General features: G+C 64.8%; 14 protein-coding genes. 7 read left to right on the top strand and 7 right to left on the bottom strand.

Annotation, left to right across the window (positions count from 1 at the left end; translation table 11 throughout):
- Nucleotides 1-251: 251 nt before the first annotated feature.
- From ACQY39_RS21730 to ACQY39_RS21705, 6 genes are all read left to right on the top strand, one after another.
- Nucleotides 252-662 carry a GntR family transcriptional regulator gene (locus ACQY39_RS21730; protein ID WP_102766371.1) on the top strand — a complete coding sequence of 137 codons (411 nt, stop codon included), beginning with the start codon at nucleotides 252-254 and terminating at the stop codon, nucleotides 660-662.
- Nucleotides 663-747: 85 nt separating this feature from the next.
- A complete protein-coding gene (locus ACQY39_RS21725; protein ID WP_428509802.1) occupies nucleotides 748-1,761 on the top strand; it encodes an ABC transporter ATP-binding protein in 1,014 nt (337 codons plus the stop codon).
- Nucleotides 1,742-3,622, top strand: coding sequence for a hypothetical protein (locus ACQY39_RS21720; RefSeq protein WP_428509800.1), 1,881 nt, complete (start codon nucleotides 1,742-1,744; stop codon nucleotides 3,620-3,622). The genes ACQY39_RS21725 and ACQY39_RS21720 overlap by 20 nt, the downstream gene beginning before the upstream one ends.
- Nucleotides 3,623-3,747: 125 nt before the next feature.
- Nucleotides 3,748-5,715: an alpha/beta hydrolase family protein gene (locus tag ACQY39_RS21715; RefSeq protein ID WP_428509798.1), complete on the top strand. Its 1,968-nt coding sequence runs from the start codon at nucleotides 3,748-3,750 to the stop codon at nucleotides 5,713-5,715.
- Between the two features lie 545 nt (nucleotides 5,716-6,260).
- On the top strand, nucleotides 6,261-6,623 hold the full coding sequence (locus ACQY39_RS21710; protein ID WP_428509796.1) for a YciI family protein: 363 nt from the start codon (nucleotides 6,261-6,263) through the stop codon (nucleotides 6,621-6,623).
- Between the two features lie 14 nt (nucleotides 6,624-6,637).
- Complete coding sequence (locus tag ACQY39_RS21705; RefSeq protein ID WP_428509794.1) at nucleotides 6,638-7,855, top strand: RNA polymerase sigma factor; 1,218 nt, start codon at nucleotides 6,638-6,640, stop codon at nucleotides 7,853-7,855.
- Nucleotides 7,856-8,039: 184 nt separating this feature from the next.
- On the opposite strand, the gene ACQY39_RS21700 is transcribed toward ACQY39_RS21705, so the two are convergent.
- From ACQY39_RS21700 to ACQY39_RS21690, 3 genes are all read right to left on the bottom strand, one after another.
- Nucleotides 8,040-8,948, bottom strand: coding sequence for an alpha/beta hydrolase-fold protein (locus ACQY39_RS21700; protein ID WP_428509792.1), 909 nt, complete (start codon nucleotides 8,946-8,948; stop codon nucleotides 8,040-8,042).
- 194 nt (nucleotides 8,949-9,142) lie between these two features.
- Nucleotides 9,143-10,375 carry a hypothetical protein gene (locus tag ACQY39_RS21695; RefSeq protein ID WP_428509790.1) on the bottom strand — a complete coding sequence of 411 codons (1,233 nt, stop codon included), beginning with the start codon at nucleotides 10,373-10,375 and terminating at the stop codon, nucleotides 9,143-9,145.
- A complete protein-coding gene (locus tag ACQY39_RS21690; RefSeq protein ID WP_428509788.1) occupies nucleotides 10,372-10,725 on the bottom strand; it encodes a PadR family transcriptional regulator in 354 nt (117 codons plus the stop codon). The genes ACQY39_RS21695 and ACQY39_RS21690 overlap by 4 nt, the downstream gene beginning before the upstream one ends.
- 229 nt (nucleotides 10,726-10,954) lie before the next feature.
- Here ACQY39_RS21690 and ACQY39_RS21685 point away from each other — a divergent pair, with 229 nt between their 5' ends.
- A complete protein-coding gene (locus ACQY39_RS21685) occupies nucleotides 10,955-12,136 on the top strand; it encodes a PQQ-dependent sugar dehydrogenase (RefSeq protein WP_428509786.1) in 1,182 nt (393 codons plus the stop codon).
- Between the two features lie 262 nt (nucleotides 12,137-12,398).
- Here the strand turns inward: ACQY39_RS21685 and ACQY39_RS21680 are convergent, their stop codons facing one another.
- The 4 genes from ACQY39_RS21680 to gpmI all read right to left on the bottom strand — a co-directional run bounded on the left by ACQY39_RS21680 (nucleotide 12,399) and on the right by gpmI (nucleotide 18,565).
- Entirely contained in the window at nucleotides 12,399-14,054 is a 1,656-nt protein-coding gene (locus ACQY39_RS21680; protein ID WP_428509784.1) for a PEP/pyruvate-binding domain-containing protein, read from the bottom strand.
- Nucleotides 14,051-16,006, bottom strand: a complete 1,956-nt coding sequence (locus ACQY39_RS21675) for a DUF47 domain-containing protein (protein WP_428509782.1) — start codon at nucleotides 16,004-16,006, stop codon at nucleotides 14,051-14,053. The genes ACQY39_RS21680 and ACQY39_RS21675 overlap by 4 nt, the downstream gene beginning before the upstream one ends.
- Before the next feature lie 315 nt (nucleotides 16,007-16,321).
- A complete protein-coding gene (locus ACQY39_RS21670; RefSeq protein WP_428509780.1) occupies nucleotides 16,322-16,795 on the bottom strand; it encodes a c-type cytochrome in 474 nt (157 codons plus the stop codon).
- A 120-nt stretch (nucleotides 16,796-16,915) separates the two neighbouring features.
- Nucleotides 16,916-18,565 carry a 2,3-bisphosphoglycerate-independent phosphoglycerate mutase gene (gene gpmI / locus ACQY39_RS21665; RefSeq protein WP_428509778.1) on the bottom strand — a complete coding sequence of 550 codons (1,650 nt, stop codon included), beginning with the start codon at nucleotides 18,563-18,565 and terminating at the stop codon, nucleotides 16,916-16,918.
- Nucleotides 18,566-18,582: the final 17 nt, after the last annotated feature.

The following is an 18,582-nucleotide window of genomic DNA, read 5'->3' as shown; positions in this document are numbered from 1 at the left end:
ATGGCGGCGGAAGTGGCGCATGGGTCTTGCACGGATTTGCCACCGGCACGCAAGTCATCTGCGGCTGCGCTGAACTGCACATCAAAGCCCCGGACGGGAAACTGTTCGGGGCTTTGTTACGTGCAGATTCCGGCTGCTGCGGCTCTGCTTCGCTCCGGACGGCAAGGTGGTTTGGAGCCGGGAGGGGGCTTGACGGCTGACGGTGGTTTGGTGTGTACTATAGCAACTAGTACAGCAAATACAGGCGCAGCATGGCCCGAACCATTCCCCTGATGATCCAGATCGCCACCGGCGATCCGCGCTCCATCACTCAGCAGATCGTCGATGCCGTGCGCCGCCAGATCGCCGCGGGCGAGTTGGCGGTCGGCGATCAGTTGCCCAGCGTGCGTGGCCTCGCGCAGCAATTGATGGTCAATCCCAACACGGTTGCCAAAGCCTACGGCGAGCTGAGCAGCGAAGGCTGGTTGGATGCCCGACCGGGCCTCGGCCTTTACGTGGCAACACCGCGCCAGCGCCTGTCCGACAGCGAGCGTGAGCGTCGCTTGGATGACGCCGTGCAGCGCTTTGTCAGCGACGTGATTGGCCTGGCTTTCCCGGCAGAGACGCTGGTCGCGCGCGTCAGCGAAGAGCTGGACGCGCTGCGCCCAAAAAAGCGGGCCTGAGCGTCCGGCCGGGCGCCGAGCCACCCGCAAATCCAATCCCGGCCGCTGAAAACCCGGCCCCTGAATTCCCTGAAAAGGATCCCCCATGAACGCACAACTTGAGAACTGGCCGGCGCTGCGCGTCGTCGCACCGGCCAACGACGCGCGGATGCGCAGCACCGCAGCCAGCGAATACGTGGTCGAGACCGAGGGCTTGACGCTGCAATACGGCCGCAAATTCGCGCTGAAGGATTTGAGCCTGCGGGTGCCGCGCGGTCGCATTCACGCGATCGTCGGTGCCAACGGCGCTGGCAAATCGTCGCTGTTTCGCGTGCTGCTCGGCTTTCAGACGCCGAGTTCCGGCTCCGCACGCATCCTCGATCAGTCCTGTGCGCAGTTGTCGCCGGAGGTGCGCGGGCGCATCGGTTTTGTCAACGATGAGCACACCATGCCGGAATGGATGCGCATCGGTGATGTCGTCGCGATGCAGCGCCGTCAATACCCGCAATGGGATCAGGCGCGTTTCGATGAAACGGCCGGCCACTTCAATGTCTTGCCCGAACAGAAAGTCGCGCAACTCTCGCGTGGCGAACGCGCTGGCATCAATTTGGCCATGGCGCTGGCGCAAAGCCCGGAGCTGCTGATCCTCGACGAACCGACCCTGGGTCTGGATGTGGTGGCCAAACGTGCGTTTCTGGAGGCGCTGATGTTCTGCAACAGCGTCGAGGCCTGCACGATCATCTATTGCTCGCACCAGATGGAAGAGATCGAACGGGTTGCCGACAACCTGATCATTCTGGAACGTGGCGAACTGAAGCACATGTCCGCGCCGGACGAATTTTGCGAGCGTGTGTCGCTGTGGGTGGCGGACCTGCCCGCTGCGGCCGTGACAGCGCTGCGTGCGCGACCTGAAGTGCTGCTGCTGCAAAAGCTCGACGGACTCGTGCATGTGCTGATACTCGATCGGGACGCGCAATACGGCGAGGTTCTGACCGGCTTCGGTGCGCGCCATGTCCAAACCATGCCGGTCAGCCTCGACCGTGCCGTCAATGCATTCCTGACCCGCGATCACGCGGCCCCCGCTGAAGAAGGAGCCGGCCATGTCCGTACTCAATGGTGATGTCATGCGCAGCGAGTTGCTGCGCTTCAAATGGGTCACGGGCTTGCTGACGCTTGCACATGTGATGACCCTGGTTTTTCTGAACCGCCTTGCCGATATGCAACAGCAAACGTATCCGGTGGATCGGCTGTTCATGCTGACCTATATGGCTGTGGCTTTCTTGTGGGCCATTTTCCAGATCGGCAGTTACCGGAAAGCGTCCAAATGGCTGTGGCTGCTGCACCGCCCGGTGCCGCATCACACCATGTTTGCCTCCATGGTGGCCGTTGCGGCGATCAATCTGCTGATCTGCGTTTTCGTACCGATGCTGGCCACCTTGCTGGTACTGGATTTCGGCAGCGATCGCCTGATCGATGCGCATCGCTATGGGATGCCGGTGCATGGCTGGGTCTTGGCCTTGTCGGCGTGGCTGGCGGGCGTCTGCGCGGTCTTGAGTGTGCGGCCGACGGCGGCGGTGGTGTTGATCGTGCCGATCTGGTTGATGTGGTCGTTCGCCCACAGCGCGTCCGTGTTGTTCACCGAAGTGCTCGGCATGCTGGTGCTGTTGGCGATTGCCTCAACACAGTTCAAACCGAATCGCGACGAGCATGTGCGCAGCAGCGCCTTGGTGGTGCTCACGGCGCTGCCTTTGCAAATGGGCTTGTACTTTGTCTTGGTGATCGCCGCGATTGGCTACGAGTTCCTGATGATGTTTGCGGGCACGCATCCCCTGAACATGCCCGTGCCGCCGCGCGGCGGCTACACCGAAGCGGTGCGGCAGGAGCCCGCAGAGTTGTTGTCCGGCTTGCTGGCCGTCTCGAAGGATGAGCGCGCTGCAGTTTGGGCCGAGCAGATGCCGCTGCTGACGCCGCAGTCGATTTCCACACGGATGCGGAGCTATCCGGTGCGGCACCAGGCCTACCAAGAGCGCATCGTGCAATGGGAAGACAGCAAGCAGCGCATCGAGTGGACCTTCAGCCACGATGACATGGTGTTCCATGGCCGTGATGTGCGCAGCGGCGCGAGCAAAGGCGTTTGGGGCGTGAAAGGATTTGCAGACCCCACACCGTTTGCGCAGGTGCCCACACCCTTCGATGGCCAGTATTTGCTGACACCACGCGTGATCTACCAAATCGACCTGGCACAGCAACGCACGCTGGAACAGGTGCGTTTGGCCGACGACGAGGTGTTCATCGCCGCACCACTGACGTTTGGTGAGCAGGTGCTGGCCATCACCAGCCAGGGCATGCGCCTGTTTGGCCCGGACCGCGCCACCTACGACCAAACCGCCGGGACCGTACGTCAGCTCAGTGAGCGCCAAGTCTGGCGCATACCGGGTGTCCCATTTGTGCAAGCGATGGGGCAGACCCAGGGCGCAGGTTCGCTGTCGCGTCTGGATGCTGCTGAGCTGGTGGACGGCTGGTTGATCGGTCTGACCTTTGGTGGCTATTACAACGGCGAATCCATCCGTCAGATCTTGTTGCACGTCGATGTGCAGGGCGCGGTACAGGTGCTGGCTGAGCGCGCTTTGCAAAATGACTTTCCGGCTTGGTACGAGACTGTTGCCTGGTGGTTGTCGCCCGTCCACTACGCCGTTCGACATGCGCCGGTGGTGCTGCTCGACAACGGCATCGTGCAGGGGGCTTCGGTGTGGGGCACCCCGGATGCGGCGCAGCTCACGCGTGCACTCATCCTGAATGCTGCAAGCGTGCTGCTGGCTTTGTGGTGGATGAGGCGGACCGCGCTGCAGGCGCGCCGCAAGCTGCTTTGGCTGGTGATGACCGCCCTGGGTGGACTGCCAGCGCTGCTGAGCTTGCTGTTGATTGAAAAGCGTTTGCCGAAGCCCTCGCAAGCTGGCGCCGTGGCGGGAGTGCCCGCATGAGTCTGAGCCTGAGCCTGAGCGTCAGCCTGAGCATGCGCTTGCGCGTCTTGCCGGCACTGGCCCTGCTCCTGTTTGCCTACGATGCAGGTGCCAGCGTGGGCCTCGCAGCGGCCGACCGAGAAGCCTTGCAAGGCGCCGCGGCCGAAAGTGCCAAGCAGGCCCAGGCAGCGTTGCCAGGACGTGCGGCGTTTCTCGGCACGCGTGGCTGGGAGCAGGTGAGCCTTTCGCCGGACGGGAAATGGTTGGGCGTCAGTCATCGGCTGGAGAGTGACATCGCGCTGTCGATCGAGGCACTCGACGGCGGCAGCGCGACAAGCACGCGTGGGGTGCTGCTGAAGAACCTGAACGGTGCGCGCTGGCAATGGGCCGCTGACGGTGCGGGTCTGTGGCTGAGCTCTCCCACGCAGATCTCCTGGGTGTCGCTGAGTGGACAGGTTCGCACGGTGTACGGGCTGAAGAAGGAGCTGCGCAGCCGCGTGCTGAGTGTGGACCCGGTTCAGCAGGCGATGCTGATCGATGAACGTTTGCAGCCCGCGCACAACAGTGCGCACCGCTTGCTGCGCGTGTACAGCGATGGCCGCGTCGAGACCCTGTTGCAACGTGAAGAGGCCATCCGCAACGCGGTGTTTGATGGGCAGGGCGTGCTGCGCGGTTTGCGGCTTCGCAATGCGCAATACCGCGATGCGCTCTGGCACAACGCTGCGCCGCGCGGTGAACCGCCGCGCTGGCAGCTTGCCTGGGCCTGCCCGCCCTTGGACGCTTGCAGTCTGACGGCTGCGGATGAGCAAGGTGTCTGGTTTGAAAGCCCCAAGCTGACGGACCGCACGAGCCTGCTGCGGTGGCAGGCCAAGGCTTCATCGCTGTCCTTGGTCAGTGAAGATCCTCAAAAGATCTCCGATCTGAAGGAGGCGCTGCTTGACGGGCGGGGCGGGCCGCCTCTCGCTGTCGCCTGGTACACGGATCGCCAGCGTTGGCAGGCGCTGGATCCGGCGTTTGCACCCGTGTTGAAACAACTGGAGACGCGCTTTCCGTTTCAGGACCTCCACCTCAGCATTGACCGCACGCGCAGCCGCCTGCTCGTACTGGAAACACATGCGCGCCTGCAGTGGCCGCGCGCGCATGTGATGGATTTGCGGAGCGCTGCGCTGCGCCCAGTGCTTGAAGACCTGCGTGCGCAGACCAAACCCGTGAGCGAATCCGCCCTGGCGGCGGCCCGGTTTTTCAGCTGGCAAGCCAGTGATGGCATGCGCCTGCACGGACAGCTGTATTTGCCGCCGGGCAAGAAGGCGCGGGAGCTTCCTTTGGTGGCGCTGATCCATGGCGGCCCGTTCTCTCAAACTCGCAGCGAATACCACCGCTGGACGCAGTTGATGGTGAGTCGCGGCGCTGCGGTGTTCACCCCCAACTTCCGCGCTTCGGAAGGTTATGGCCAGCAGTACCTGCTTGCGCACAAAGGCGACTTCGGCAAAGGCGCGGTACTGCGCGATGTGCTCGAAGGCATGGATGCCTTGCTTGCCCAGGGCATTGGCGATCCGGACCGCCAGGCCTTGGTTGGACATTCTTTCGGCGGCTATGGCGCCCTGATGGGCGTCACGCACCACCCGGGGCGTTTCCGCTTTGCATTGGCATTGGCCGCGCCCAGCGATTTTGGCTGGGCCATGAAATGGTATGTCGACAACGAAAGCGATCCATTGCGCGGCGACAGCTTGCCGATGGCGCAGCGTGCGCCGTATCTGGGCCTGCCGATTGGTGATGAGACATTCATGCGCCGCATGCGCGAACAATCCGCCGCAACGAACGCGAGCCAGCTGCGCGTGCCGGTCTATCTATGGGCGGGCGCGCAGGATGACCGCGTGCCACTGAAAAGCATCGCGCACTACGCCGCGACCCTCAAGAGCTTGGGCAAACCGGTGAGCTTGTGGGTGGATGACAAAGCCAGCCACAACCCCACCGAGCCGGTGCAATGGGAAGCTCTGTTCTATCTGAGCGAACGCGCGCTGCATGCGCACTTTGGCGGGCCGGCACCGCAGCCGCCGTCCGCGGTCTTGGCGACTTATCTGCAGAAGGCGCAGCGGATCGGTGGTTTGCCATGAGAAATGGACGGTTGTTGATGCAGCTTTGGAGCAGCGTTGGTGCAGGCGCCCGGACGGAAGATGCAGATTGAGAAGCGGCTGAAGAAATCCTGATGTGCGGAGAAGCAAACACCGCCACAGTGCGGGATCAAGGTGTGGAGTGTTGGTCGGGTGCAGATCCGGTGGCTGCGCAGTGGCAGGGCAGCGGTCATCGCTGAGTCGACCCCGCCTCATGCCCGAAAGCTTGCCCGCGATGCCGGAGCGAGGCGCCCCACCCAAGAACATGCCGATCATCGAACAAACTGCATCGGGCATCGGGCATCGAGCTCGATCGGTGCATTTGCTGGCCTTGTGCGCGAAGGCCAACCCCGGGGCCAACAGGTCGGCAGAAGAAATAGTGCGCGCCGATGTCGAAATCCGGATCGTCGGCGGCGTCTTCATATGGCGGCCGTGTTCTTGCACGCGCTGCTCATCGTGAAGGGCGGCCTGCTCGTATGCTCGCCAGGTTTATGAGGCCGGCAGCCCCCATCTCATCATTGTTCCTCGCATCGTTTGGAGAAATCACCATGCAATACATGTTCTTGCTCTACAGCACGCCCGAGGCCGAGCCCGTCTACGGCACGCCCGAGTTCCAGGCCATGATGGCCGACTTCGCAGCCTTCAGCGAAAAGGCCCAGGCCGATGGCGTTCTGCGCGGCGGCGAAGGCCTGCAAGGCATTGAGACCGCCACCTCCATCAAGGTGCGCGGTGGCAAGGTCGAAACCATGGACGGCCCCTTTGCCGAAACCCGCGAACATCTGGGCGGCTACTACGTGCTCGATGTGCCCGACCTCGACACCGCCCTGCGCTACGCGGCGCAGATGCCGGTGGCCGCATTCGGCACCGTCGAGGTTCGGCCCTTGCTGAACTACGACCCGGCCGACGCCTGATCGCTGGCGAGCGAATGAGCGCCCCCGCCCAGGCCATCGCACTTGTCCAGGCGCTGGAGCATGTGCTGCGCCACGATCGGGGGCGGCTGATGGCGGCGTTGACGTACCGGCTCGGTTCCTTCCAGCGCGCGGAAGATGCCTTGCAAGAAGCCTGCTTGTCAGCGCTGAGCCACTGGGCGCGTGATGGCCTGCCCCAGTCGCCCCAGGGCTGGCTGATCCGCGTGGCCTTTCGCAAGGCGCTCGACCAGCTGCGCGCCGAGGGCCGCGACGGCGAGCGCGAGGCGGCGGTACAGCTGATCCAGGACTTGCTCGGTCAAGACGAGCCCGAGCCCATTCCCGACGAGCGCCTGCGCCTGATCTTCACCTGTTGCCACCCCGCGCTGGAGCTCAAATCGCGGGTGGCGTTGACGCTGCGTTCCGTGTGTGGCCTGTCCACCGGCGAGATCGCCCGTTTGTTCCTCGATCAAGAAGCCACCATGGGCCAGCGGCTGAGCCGGGCCAAAACCAAGATCGCCCGCTCGGGTATCGCCTATGCCGTGCCCCTGCCCGAGCATTGGGATGAGCGCTTGCAGGCGGTTCTCACCACCGTCTACCTCATCTTCACCACCGGCTATACCGCCGCACCCGATGAGGCGCGCGATCTTTGTGGCGAGGCGCTGTTTCTGGCGCGCTTGCTGGATGCTTTGTGTCCAGAGCAGCCCGAGATCGAAGGCGCACTCGCCCTGATGCTGCTGACCGAAGCACGACGGGCGGCGCGGGTCAACGCCAGCGGCGAGACCGTGCCGCCTGCGGAACAGGACCGGCGGCTGTGGCGACGCGAGCTCGAGGCCGAAGGTCGGCACAGGCTGGAGACGGCCTTGCGCCGCAAACGGGCCGGGCCGTTTCAGATCAAGGCGGCGATCAGTGCCTGCCAGATGGCCGAACCCGCGCCGGACTGGCCTCAGATTCTTCATCTGTACACGGCGCTGCTCCCTCTGGAGCCGACACCGGTGGTGCGCGTCAATCACGCCGTCGCGATGGCCGAGAACGGAATGCTGGCCGCGGCGGCGGCCACACTGAACGAACTGCAGGAGCACCTGGCAGACTTCCAGCCCTTGCATGCTGCGCGCGCCGCCGTGCTCGCCATGGCGGGACAGACCGACGCCGCCCGGCGGGCGTACGACCGGGCCATCGAACTGGCGACCCTCGAAAGCGATCGGCGGTTTCTGGCGGCACGGGCTGCTCGGCTGTGAACGATTCAGATAGACGCTCAGGCGGCGCGCAAGCAAGTCCTTGGGTGGATGGCGAATAATCGCCCCGGACGGGAGACTGTCCGGGGCGACTCGATCGAACAAGATCAGGCGCGTGAACGCCTGAAGCGGGCTGTGCCCGCCAAGAAGCAGCGGCGAGTACCCTTGTTGTGGGTGCAGGAAGCCGTCAGCCGGGAAGCAAGAATCGCGCAAGCGAGTCGATGTCGCTCGCGCAGTGGCCGCCGTAAATCGGGTGCCATTCGGTCTGCCAACCCTGAGCACGCGCGCGTTCGATCAGGCGCTGGCTGCCCTCGAAATTGCCATAGCGGTCGTACAGGCCGTTGGAGACGTAGAGCTGCGGACGCGGGCTTGAAGCGGGGAGTTCTTGTTCGATCAAGGCCAGCGGGGAAACGCGCTGCCATTCCGCATCGTCCGTCACATACTGGCGCGCCAGACGGACGACGCCGAAGCCGATCTTGGGATCGGCGCCCGTGCGCTCCAGCGCGGCCTTCAGTTGGCTCAGGGGTGCGAACGGCGAATCTACATAGACACCGGGGCACAGCGCGGCCACCTTGGCAAAGTGCTCAGGCCGGTTCAGGCCCAGGATCAAGGCATTAAGGCCGCCCATGGATTCCCCCAGCAGCAAGCGTCGCGCCGGGCGTCCGTGGCGCGCTTCGATGGCTGCCATGTCGGTGTGGATCTGCTCCAGCAAGCCGCTGGCTTCGGCTTTGCCCTTGGGGGTGAGCAGCCACACAGGACCGTAGGACAGCGTCACCACGCTGGGCGGGCGTTGGCCCATCTGCTGCCACGCGCCTTGGACCATGGCGGTCATGTAGGACGGGTCGTTCCAGATGGTTTCGTCGAGCTTGCGGCCATGCAGGTGGTAGAGCCAGTCGCCGTTCACGCCGCCGACATCCCGGTTGATGCAGTAGCGAATCTGCCCTTCTTGCCCGCATTCCTGCTGTGCCGGCGTGAAATTCACGGCCTGATCCCCCCAGGCTTGGCTCCAGCGTTGCCAGAGAAGCGCGCTGATGCTGATGAGGGCCAGCAGCAAGACGGCGGCGACAAAGAAAGAGGTGCGGCGAGAACGCTTCATGGTGGTTTGGTGTTTCATGTGGCTGATGCGTGCCTGGCTGTGCAGGCGGAGTGGCTGAGCGGCCGCGGATAAGACGAGAAATACAAGCGGCCATGCGGCAGCCTCACCTTGGCTCGGGTGAGCTCAGTCAGAGATGCGGGCCGCAGGGGAATGCGAGTCGGCTGGGCTTGGGTCGAGGCGAGGTTCAGCCGGGTCTAGCGAGGCTTGAGCCGTCGCCATGGGGCTTGGTGCGGCTCTCGCCGGTGTCGGGGCGTATGCGCTGCTTTGCTGGGCGCCTGTGGGCCGGGCTCGGGCCCAGATACAGCTGCAAGGCTGAGCACATAGCCCAAGATGGCGCTGCCGCCCATGCCCAGCAGCGGCGTGGGCAGGAGGCCCGGCAGGCTCATCAACAGAAGGCCGGCCCAGAGCAGGCTGTGTTCGCGTGCGTGCCGGTGGCGCCATCCTGGCAGGACCAAGAGCAGCAGGGCGGCGAGCATCAGCCCCGTCAGCAAAGGCTGAGGGCTGTGCGACCAGGCTTGCAGCAGGACCTGATCGACGAAGGCCTGGCTGCTTGGCATCTGCCAGTGCTGGCTGCTCAAGCCCGCCGCCAGCAATGCCAGGCAGGCCAGCAAAGCGTTGGCCTGATGAGCCGCTTGAGGCTCGCTTCTTCGCGCGCTGCGCAGCAGCAGCATGAGACCCATCAGCAACAGCCACATCGGCTCCGTTTGCGCCCAGAGCGCGGCGATGGCCAGCAGCAAGCCCAGGCCGCTGCCCAGGTGACGGCTGGCTTGTGCCTGTCCGGCCGGACGATTCGACAGCAAGAGCAGGCTGGGCACGAGCAGCCACACCAGCTGCACGCTCACAGGGCCCAACTGCAGCCAGCGCCCGTTCAAACCCTCGCGGGCTTCCAATGCGCAACTCGCCAGCAAGAGGCTGCCCAGCAGGAGGCAGAGCCGATCGCGCAGGCGCTGGTCTGTTTGAAGCCCTTGTTTGGGCAGCAGGGCCAGGCTGGCCAGGGCAAAGGCCAAGGACAGGCCGTTCATCCAGGGCCAGGCCTTGGGTGCGCCCGTCGTGGCCATGAACACGCCACCCACAAGCACCGCCAGGCAAGCACTTGCGGCGCCGATGCGGGCCACGCTTGCTTCATGCATGTGCGTGTGCATGGGCTTGAGCAAGCGGCCGCTCAGGCCCCGGTATACAAACGCACCCGTCATGCGCTTGGCGCTCGCTGCAGCCGATTGCCAGTTCGACAAGAGACGCAGCTTCAGCGCCAGTGCCAAGCAACCGAAGGCAAAACTGCAGGCCGCTCCGGCAGCGCGGATCTCGTCGAGCTCGGCCGCCATGGCTTGCGCCCAGGGCGCCTGTGCCTTGGGCATCAGGGCCAGGCATGCGCGCATCAGCCATCGCGCGAGGACGAGTCGCAACGCGGTTTGTGCGGGTTTGCTCATGATGGCTTGGTCGATGAACGCGGCGCGACAGCCCAGCCGGTTTGAAGCTCAGCGGCCCGGCGCCGAGCCCGCGCTTGGTCGAGTGCATCGCCCATGCCGGCCAGCCAGGTACGGCCAGCTTCCGTCAAGCGGTAGGCGTGGCGTGGCGGCCGGCCCGGTGTGGGCGACTCCTGCCACACCGCCTCGAGTTGGCCTTGCGCTTCAAGCCGCATGAGCAGGGGGTACAAGGTGCCGGATTTGATGTCGGCCTGCGTCGCGATGTCGTAGCCATGACGCCATTCTTCGCCGGCGTCTGCCAAAACCAGCAGCACGGCCAGGGCCTGCTGTGAAGGTGCGCGTGTTCGTGTCATCTTTTAACTCTACATATGTAGAGTTATTGGGTCAAGTGCCGACTGCAGCGAGATTGCCCTGGCCCTTGCGATCGCGGCGGACGTGGTGGACATGGGCAAGACCGTTCACCCGCGGCCGGTGCTGAGCGAAGACGTCGGCATGTCAGCGGAAGTGGCGAGATCTTTGGCGAGACCCAAGCGGGTGGCCGGCATAGACTCCCGCCAAGCTTTGCCACCGGAGACCGCCGCCATGTCCGCTCGACCCTCGATTTGCACCTTGGCTTGCATCACCGCCTTGTTCTTGGTTGCTTGTGGCGGAGGGGGCAGCTCCGTCGCGGCTGAACCCAGCCCCACGCCCACCCCAACGCCTGCGCCCACCCCGACTGCGCCACAGCTGAGCACTTTGCGTAGCGATCTGCAAAGCCCCTGGGGCATAGTGCAACTGCCCGACGGCCAGTGGCTGGTGACGCAAAAAGGTGGCAGCCTGCTGAGGCTTCCGGCCAGTGGCCAAGGCCCAATGGTTGCGATCAGCGGTGTGCCCGCAGTGGCGTCAGCCGGGCAGGGCGGCTTGCTCGATGTGGCGATTGATCCCGACTTTGCGAGCACGCCCTGGGTCTACCTCAGCTACGCTGAACCGGGGCAGGGGGCGGAGGCTGGCAAGTCCGGCACGGCCGTGGCTCGCGGGCGTCTGGTCGGCAATGCACTGCTCGATGTGGCAACGATCTTCCGGCAGGCGCCCAAAGTCAGCGGCGGCGGCCACTTCGGATCTCGCCTGGTGTTTGCGCGTGACAAGAGTTTGTTTGTGACCCTGGGCGAGCGCCAGCTCGGTGCACCGGCGCAAGACCTGGCACAGACGCTGGGCAAGGTGGTGCGCATCCAGCGCGATGGCAGCATCCCCAGCGACAACCCCAGCTTCGGCTCAGGCGCCCGTGCCGGTCTGTGGAGCATCGGTCACCGCAACCCCCAGGGTGCCGCCCTGCATCCGGGCACTGGCGAGCTGTGGGTCAGCGAGCACGGCCCGCAGGGTGGCGATGAGATCAATATCGCCCGGGCCGGGGCCAACTACGGCTGGCCGATCAAGAGCTATGGCTGCCACTACGGGGATCCGATCAGCGAGGGCTGCCGCCTCGGCGGTGGCGTTCATGCGCCGAGTTATGTGGAACCATTGACCTACTGGGTGCCGCTGTCGGTGGCGCCGGCCGGCCTGGTGTTCTACACGGGCAGCATGTTCCCGGAGTGGCAGGGCCAGCTCTTCTCGGGCTCGCTGGCCGGCCAGGCTTTATGGCGCCTGCAGCTCAGCGGAAACACGGTGCAATCGCGCACCGAGATGTTCAAGGATCAGGGTGAGCGCATCCGAGATGTGCGTCAGGCCGCCGACGGGGCTTTGCTGCTTTTGACTGACAGTGGCAAGCTCTTGCGCTTGGCGCGGTGAACGAGGCCAAGGTCGCCGCATCACAAATTTTTTTATCGCCGGCGCGTAAGCACGTCGCCCGGTTCAGACGGACAGAAAAGGCCCGGGTCCTTGCCGAACCGGGCGTCTCTCGTGTTGGGGGCTTCGCCGACTTTTCTTGCCGCTGGAACTGATCGCCTGCTGGATTCGCCGCTAGGCCCAACAGGCTCATGAACAGGCTGGTAGCAAGCGATGACACATTCAAAGCGATATGAGACTGCTTCATCGCCACGACACAGCGGTTTCAAGCACCCACAAGCTGCTCTGCCTGGGTGTGAGCGGGCGGCAGGTCTTGCCTCAGCTGTTTCAACTCCGCCAGCAGCCCAGGCGGGCACCACCACTCGGTCTGCACCTGCCCGGCATAGATACAGGCCTCGTTGCCGTCCAGGCTGATCCAGTCTCCCTCGCGCAAGCAGCGGTCGCCGAAGTGGACCTCACGCGCGGCTTCGTCCAGCCACATGCCTTCGCAGGCGACCAGGCAGACCTTGCCCATCTGCCGCGCCACCACGGCGGCATGCGAGGTGCGCGCGCCGTTTTGCGTCAAGAGCCCAAGGGTGAGCGCCAGCGCGGCGCTGTCGGCGGTCTCGGCGTCACGCCGCAGCAGCACAGCCGGCTGACCGGCTGCCTGGGCTGCCCGCGCGCCGGCTTCGTCCAGGACGATGCGGCCCGTCACCACGCCAGTGCTGGCCGCCTGCGCCCGTGCCAGCGCTTGTGCTGCTTCTCCATCGGCAGCGAGCACACGGCTGAGGCGCAAGGCTGCCTCGTCCAGGCCTGCACAGCGTTGCCTGGCGGTCGTCTGATCGATCACGCCCTCGCGGCATAGATCCAGCGCAATTCGAGCCTGGGCCTGCGGGCTGCGTTTGCCGTCCCGCGTCTGCAGCAAATACAAACGTCCATCCTGTACGGTGAACTCAAAGTCCTGCATCTCGGCCATTTGCCGTTCCAGAAGCGCACAAGCCTGCTGCAGTTCCTCCCACACCTGGGGCAAGACCTGCTGCAACTGCTCATGCCCCTGGGCGCTTCGGCGCCCCGAGACCACGTCTTCGCCCTGGGCGTTGAACAGGAAATCGACCCACAAGCCGGGCACGCCGCTGCGCGGGTCGCGGGTGAAGCCCACACCGGCGCCAGAGCGCACGCCCGCGTTGCCGAACACCATGGCCTGCACGGTGACAGCCGTGCCGATGGCATCGGCAATGCCATGGGCAGCACGGTAACTGCGTGCCTTGTCGGATTGCCAGGAAGCAAACACCGCGGCAATCGCCTGCTGCAGCTGCAGCTGCGGTGACTGCGGAAACGGCTTCCCGGCGGCTTGGTTGTACAGCTGGAGAAAGCGCTGAGTGAGGCCCCGCAACTCGGCAAAGTCGAGTAGGCGTTCATCACGGCCGGCGCAGAGCCGCTTCAATTCGTCCTCAAACAAGGCGGCAGGCAGGCCGACCACCACTTCTGCAAAGCTGGCAATCAGACGGCGGTAGGCATCCCAGGCCAGGCGCGGGTTGCCGGTCTGGCGAATCAGGCCCTGCACCGTCTCGTCGTTCAGGCCAATATTGAGCAGGGTTTCCATCATGCCTGGCATGGACACCGGTGCACCGGAACGCACCGACAGCAGCAAGGGCCGGGCCGCATGGCCGAAGCGCAGCGCTGCACTGGCCGACTCCAAAGCCTGCAGCGCTGGCGCCCAGAGTTCAGGGCTCGCCGCTTGGTCCTGCGATGCTGCGTCGGCACAGAACTTCGTGCCCAAAACAAAGGCCGGCGGCACCGGCAAGCCCATTTGTGCCATGCGCAGCAGATTGAAGGCCTTGAATCCCATGCCTTGCGGGCTGGCCAGAGCCAAAGGTGTTTGGCCGGCGCAGCCCAGGAGGAAGAGTTCGGACGGCAAGGCCGCTGTGCTGATCGCTTTCATGCGCCCACCTCGGTCTTGCTGAACACCAGCTCACGCAGGGCATAGGCCGCGTTGAGCAAGCGGTCCGAAGCCAACTCCAGCTGATTGGCCAGGTCGTTGACCAGCATCAGCGCAGCCGCGTTCGACAGCTCGGCGGCCATGCAGCGCTTGGCCGCCCGCAGCAATTCGTCGCATTGGCGCTCGGCGCGCAAGACCTGCCAAGTGGCGGCCACAAACTCATCATGTTCGGCGGCTTCGCTGGCCGCATTCAGCCCACGCGCCACGGCCACCGCCTTGACCTGCTCTTGCGTCGCATGCAGCACCGCTTGCGCCAGCTGCGACAGCAGCTCGCGCAGTTCGCGGTTCCAGCCCTGGTGATGGTGGTCGGCGATCAAGCTCAGCAAGAACGCGCATTCCTCCAGCGCATCGGCCGCATCGTCCGCCGTTTGCAAGAGGCCCGCGAACGGTGCCCAGCGTGGCTGGCGGCGCGCGCGCTCGCGGGCTTGCATGACCAGATGGTCGGCCTGGCGCTCCCAGGTCTTGGCGCGCTGAGCCAGCTTGGCGGCGGCTTCTTTGTCCTGCTCCCAGCCATGGGCCAAGGCCTGACTGATGCCCTCGGCCAGGGTCTGGCAATAGGCCGCGTGTTCGGCCAAGAGGTCAAACTCGGGCGCACGCTGTTGCAACTGCCGCGCCAGCAGCAAACGGGTTTCATCGGCCACCAGGGCGTTGGGCTGTTTTTGCAGCAAGGCTTTTGAGGCCATGCGCAGCACTTCGCTCAGAAAGGCCTGGGCGCCGCTCTGGCCCAAAACCTCGTCCAAGCGATCACCAATGCGAAAGGCATCGGCCCCCAGCGCCTGCATGGCTTCGAACAACATGCGCTCGCCGCCGGTCTTCAACCAGGCCATATGGCCCACGTCCTGCCGGGCCGCCTCGGCCAGCACCGCAATCGCCTCGCGCTTGCCGACAAAGTTCAGCAGCCGCTTGCGGGCCCGGTTCCAATCGATCAAGAAGACGATGCGCGAAGCCACGCCCTCCAGCATCCACAAGAGCTGGGCCTCGTCCTCGGCCTCAAAGCGCGCGGTGCCCAGCTGATAGGCCTCGCCCTGATTCAGCCCCGCCGAGACACGCGCTTCGGGCACGGACCATTGCGCGCCATAGGCGGCCAGTTGCGCCTGGAAAAACTCGAAGCGAGTTTTGTGCAGGTCCGAATAGGTCAGGCTGATGGCCAAGCCTTGAACCTGCAGCACCAGCACATGGGCATCATTGGTGCCGATATCGTTTTGGATCAGCAATCGTTCGCCGTCGCGCGTGGCTGCCGTATCCAAACCGGGGTGGTCGAACTTCAAGGGTGCGGTGCGCTGAAGGCCGCGCATAAAGGCGGCCACACGGGGCCGGTCGCCGTCTTCCAAGGCCCAGACATGGGCGCCCTCGATCAACTCGCTGGCCAGGCTGGCTGCCAGCTGATTGAGCTGCTTGTGCAGGTCCATCACCAAGAGGTGCAAGCTGTCGTCGTCGGCCTCGCCAAGCTTGGCACGGTGGCCGTGGCTCAGGCTGCGCAGCAGGGCGGGGCTGAGCACCTCGTCTTGCACGGCTTCCAAGTTCGCAGCCCATCGCGCCACCCGCTCACGCGTGGTTTTGTCTGTTTCGGTTTGCAGCAAGGGCCGCGCCATCGAGGCCAGGTCCTCGGCCAACTGGGCGGCCAGGCGGGGCAGCTCGGGCAGCAGCACATCCTCGCCCTCGCGGCTGGCCTGGGCCGGCATCTCGCGCAGCCAGGCGGCGTCCAGGCAGGCAGCGGCCATCTCGTGACGCAAATCCGGCAAGGCCTGTTTGGGGGCCATGGCATGGCTGGCGGCGGCTTGCAAGACCGTCAGGCACAACTTCAATCGATCATTGGCCAGCAAGGCGGTTTTGACCCAGGCGGGCAAGAGCAAGCTGTGCTGACCCAGGGACGCGACGGCATCGGACTTTTGCATGATGGTGGCCGGAACAAAACGGCTCGAGATGAAGGACTCGGCCAGTATGTTCAGGCGCGCGTGACAAGGCCGTTACAGGCGCTTGAGTACCGCGTCGGCGCCCCGTCTGCCTGCAAAGGCTTTGACTTGGCGCAAATCGAAGGGCTCAGTGCACACCCTGAAAGCCGGGCTTGGGCTCAGCCGCTTGGCAGAGCCCCTTCCACACCATCCCTCATGACAGCTCGGGTCGCCCCAGTCGGTCGAACCCTGCGACAAGCCGCATGTGATTGAGCGGCCCGCGGCTGTTGGCCGCCCCGCAGCGGGCGGCAACTCGAACTAGCGCGCCGGCTGCCCCGACCCTTGTGTGCCCTCCGAGCGTGCGCTCAGGTAAGCGTACAGATCGGCGATATGCGCGTTCACCACGGGGTCGCTCTGCCAGGCCGGCATCTGCGCCTGACCCGGCTGGCGGGGGATCAAGCCGGCCGCATTGCCGGCGCTGGGTGTGGCCGCCCAGTCATAGCGTTTCAGCACCAGATTGGAAAAGCGCTCGGAGCCCATCTCCCGCACTCGGGGCAAGAGGTCCGGAGCCTTGCCCGTGCCGGTCGCGGCAACGCCATGGCAGGCGGCGCAATTCTCTTGGAACACGCGCCAGCCGACGGCCACCGAACCGGGCAATTTGGCGGCCTCGGCAATCTCTTTGGCGCCCTGCTTGTTCTGAAGCTCGATCGCACAAGCCGCCAACGACAAGGTCAGCAGTGCCAGCACTGCCGACCTTCCACGCCCACTGGGTCGAAGTTGATTTGCTTGCATCTTGCGTTCCTCCTCAATGGCTTGGGTTCGTTCCATTGTGGCGCTGCGCCCCGGCTCGCCCTTGATCAAGATCATGTCAATCACCCAACCCGCATGGCGGCTCCCCTCAGTCGTCCAGCCTCAGCCGCCCACGGTCAACAAGCTCTCATCCCAATCGGTGTGCTTGTCATAGCCCAGCAGCGCGGCCGTGGTGGCGGCGATATTGGCCAAGCCGGCGGTGGCGGTTTGCTTCAGGCCCAGGGTCAGGCCAGGGATACGGTGGTACAGGATCAGCGGCACGGGGTTCAGCGTGTGGGCGGTCTTGGCCTTGAAGCTGCCGTCCTTGTTCAGCGAAGGCTGGCCGCTCTTTTTGTCCAACTCGTACATCTCATCCGCATTGCCATGGTCGGCGGTGATCAGGGCCACGCCGCCAGCAGCGTCCACAGCCTTGAGCAGGCGGCTCAGCGCCAGATCGACCGCTTCGATGGACATGGTCGCCGCACGGAAGTTGCCGGTGTGGCCCACCATATCGCCGTTGGCGAAATTGCAGCGCAGGATCTTGTGCTGGCCGCTTTGCAGCGCGGCGATCATCGCGTCGGTGATCTCCGCGGATTTCATCCAAGGGCGCTGCTCGAAGGGCACGACATCGCTGGGCACTTCGAGATAAGTTTCACCGTCGAATTTGCTGGAGCGGTTGCCGTTCCAGAAGTAGGTCACATGGCCGAACTTCTGGGTTTCCGAGCAGGCGAACTGCGTCACACCGAGCTTGCTGAACCATTCGCCCGAGGTGTTGCGGATGGCCGGTGGCGCGACCAGAAAGCGCGCCGGCAGCTTCAGGTCGCCGTCGTACTGCAGCATGCCGGCGTAGGTGACTTTGGGCGCACGCACGCGGTCGAATTTGTCGAAGGCCGCGCCCTCTTCAAATGCGCGGGTGATCTCGATGGCGCGGTCGCCGCGGAAATTGAAGAGCACGACCGCATCGCCGTCTTCGATGCTGCCGATGGCCTGGCCGTTCTCGGCGATGACGAACTCGGGCAGGTCTTGGTCGATCACGCCGGGGTGCAGCTGGCGCAGTCCTTCGATGGCGGCGGTGGCATTGGCAAACTGCGGGCCCTGGCCCAGTACATGGGTCTTCCAACCGCGTTCGACCATGGGCCAGTTGGCGTCATAACGGTCCATGGTGATGGACTGGCGGCCGCCGCCGGAGGCGATGCGAGCGTCGAAACCGTCGTGGCTCAGCTCGGCCAGAAAGGCCTCGAAGGGCACGACGTAGTCCAGCGCGCTGGTCTCGGGCACGTCGCGGCCGTCGATCAAGGCGTGGATGCGCACGGTGGCAATGCCCTCAGCCTTGGCTTGTTGCACCAGGGCCTTGAGGTGGTCGATATGGCTGTGCACATTGCCGTCGGACAGCAGGCCGACGCAGTGCAGGCGGCCGCTCTTGCCGGCCGCGACGATGTCCTTCCATGCCTGGCCCTTCCAGATCTCGCCCGAGGCGATCGAGTCGGCCACCAGGGCTGCGCCCTGGGCATAGACCTGGCCGGCGCCCAGTGCGTTGTGGCCGACCTCGGAGTTGCCCATGTCTTCGTCAGACGGCATGCCCACGGCCGTGCCATGGGCGCGCAAGCGGATGTTCGGGTGCTGCGCGAACAGCGTGTCCAAGGTCGGTTTCTTGGCGGCGGCGATGGCACTGCCGGCGTCCGTTTTCGAGAGGCCGTAGCCGTCCATCACGACCACCACCACCGGGCCGATGGCGGCGGCAGCTTGGGAGAGAGCTTGGTTCTTCTGCAGCATGTCGATGATCTCAAGAG

Origin of the sequence: Roseateles sp. (assembly GCF_965262435.1) — a bacterium.
In the GTDB taxonomy this organism is placed as follows: Bacteria; Pseudomonadota; Gammaproteobacteria; order Burkholderiales; family Burkholderiaceae_C; genus Paucibacter_A.
The sequence above is the reverse complement of the archived record's forward strand: the minus strand, read 5'-3'. Positions and strand labels throughout refer to the sequence as shown.

Bases quoted from the DNA above. Each gene is read 5' to 3' on its own strand.
- ACQY39_RS21690 (WP_428509788.1), bottom strand. From the start codon at position 10,725: ATGACACGAACACGCGCACCTTCACAGCAGGCCCTGGCCGTGCTGCTG.
- ACQY39_RS21700 (WP_428509792.1), bottom strand. From the start codon at position 8,948: ATGAAGCGTTCTCGCCGCACCTCTTTCTTTGTCGCCGCCGTCTTGCTG.
- ACQY39_RS21680 (WP_428509784.1), bottom strand. From the start codon at position 14,054: ATGAAAGCGATCAGCACAGCGGCCTTGCCGTCCGAACTCTTCCTCCTG.
- ACQY39_RS21705 (WP_428509794.1), top strand. From the start codon at position 6,638: ATGAGCGCCCCCGCCCAGGCCATCGCACTTGTCCAGGCGCTGGAGCAT.
- ACQY39_RS21720 (WP_428509800.1), top strand. From the start codon at position 1,742: ATGTCCGTACTCAATGGTGATGTCATGCGCAGCGAGTTGCTGCGCTTC.
- ACQY39_RS21730 (WP_102766371.1), top strand. From the start codon at position 252: ATGGCCCGAACCATTCCCCTGATGATCCAGATCGCCACCGGCGATCCG.
- ACQY39_RS21710 (WP_428509796.1), top strand. From the start codon at position 6,261: ATGCAATACATGTTCTTGCTCTACAGCACGCCCGAGGCCGAGCCCGTC.
- gpmI (WP_428509778.1), bottom strand. From the start codon at position 18,565: ATGCTGCAGAAGAACCAAGCTCTCTCCCAAGCTGCCGCCGCCATCGGC.
- ACQY39_RS21695 (WP_428509790.1), bottom strand. From the start codon at position 10,375: ATGAGCAAACCCGCACAAACCGCGTTGCGACTCGTCCTCGCGCGATGG.
- ACQY39_RS21675 (WP_428509782.1), bottom strand. From the start codon at position 16,006: ATGCAAAAGTCCGATGCCGTCGCGTCCCTGGGTCAGCACAGCTTGCTC.
- ACQY39_RS21685 (WP_428509786.1), top strand. From the start codon at position 10,955: ATGTCCGCTCGACCCTCGATTTGCACCTTGGCTTGCATCACCGCCTTG.
- ACQY39_RS21725 (WP_428509802.1), top strand. From the start codon at position 748: ATGAACGCACAACTTGAGAACTGGCCGGCGCTGCGCGTCGTCGCACCG.
- ACQY39_RS21670 (WP_428509780.1), bottom strand. From the start codon at position 16,795: ATGCAAGCAAATCAACTTCGACCCAGTGGGCGTGGAAGGTCGGCAGTG.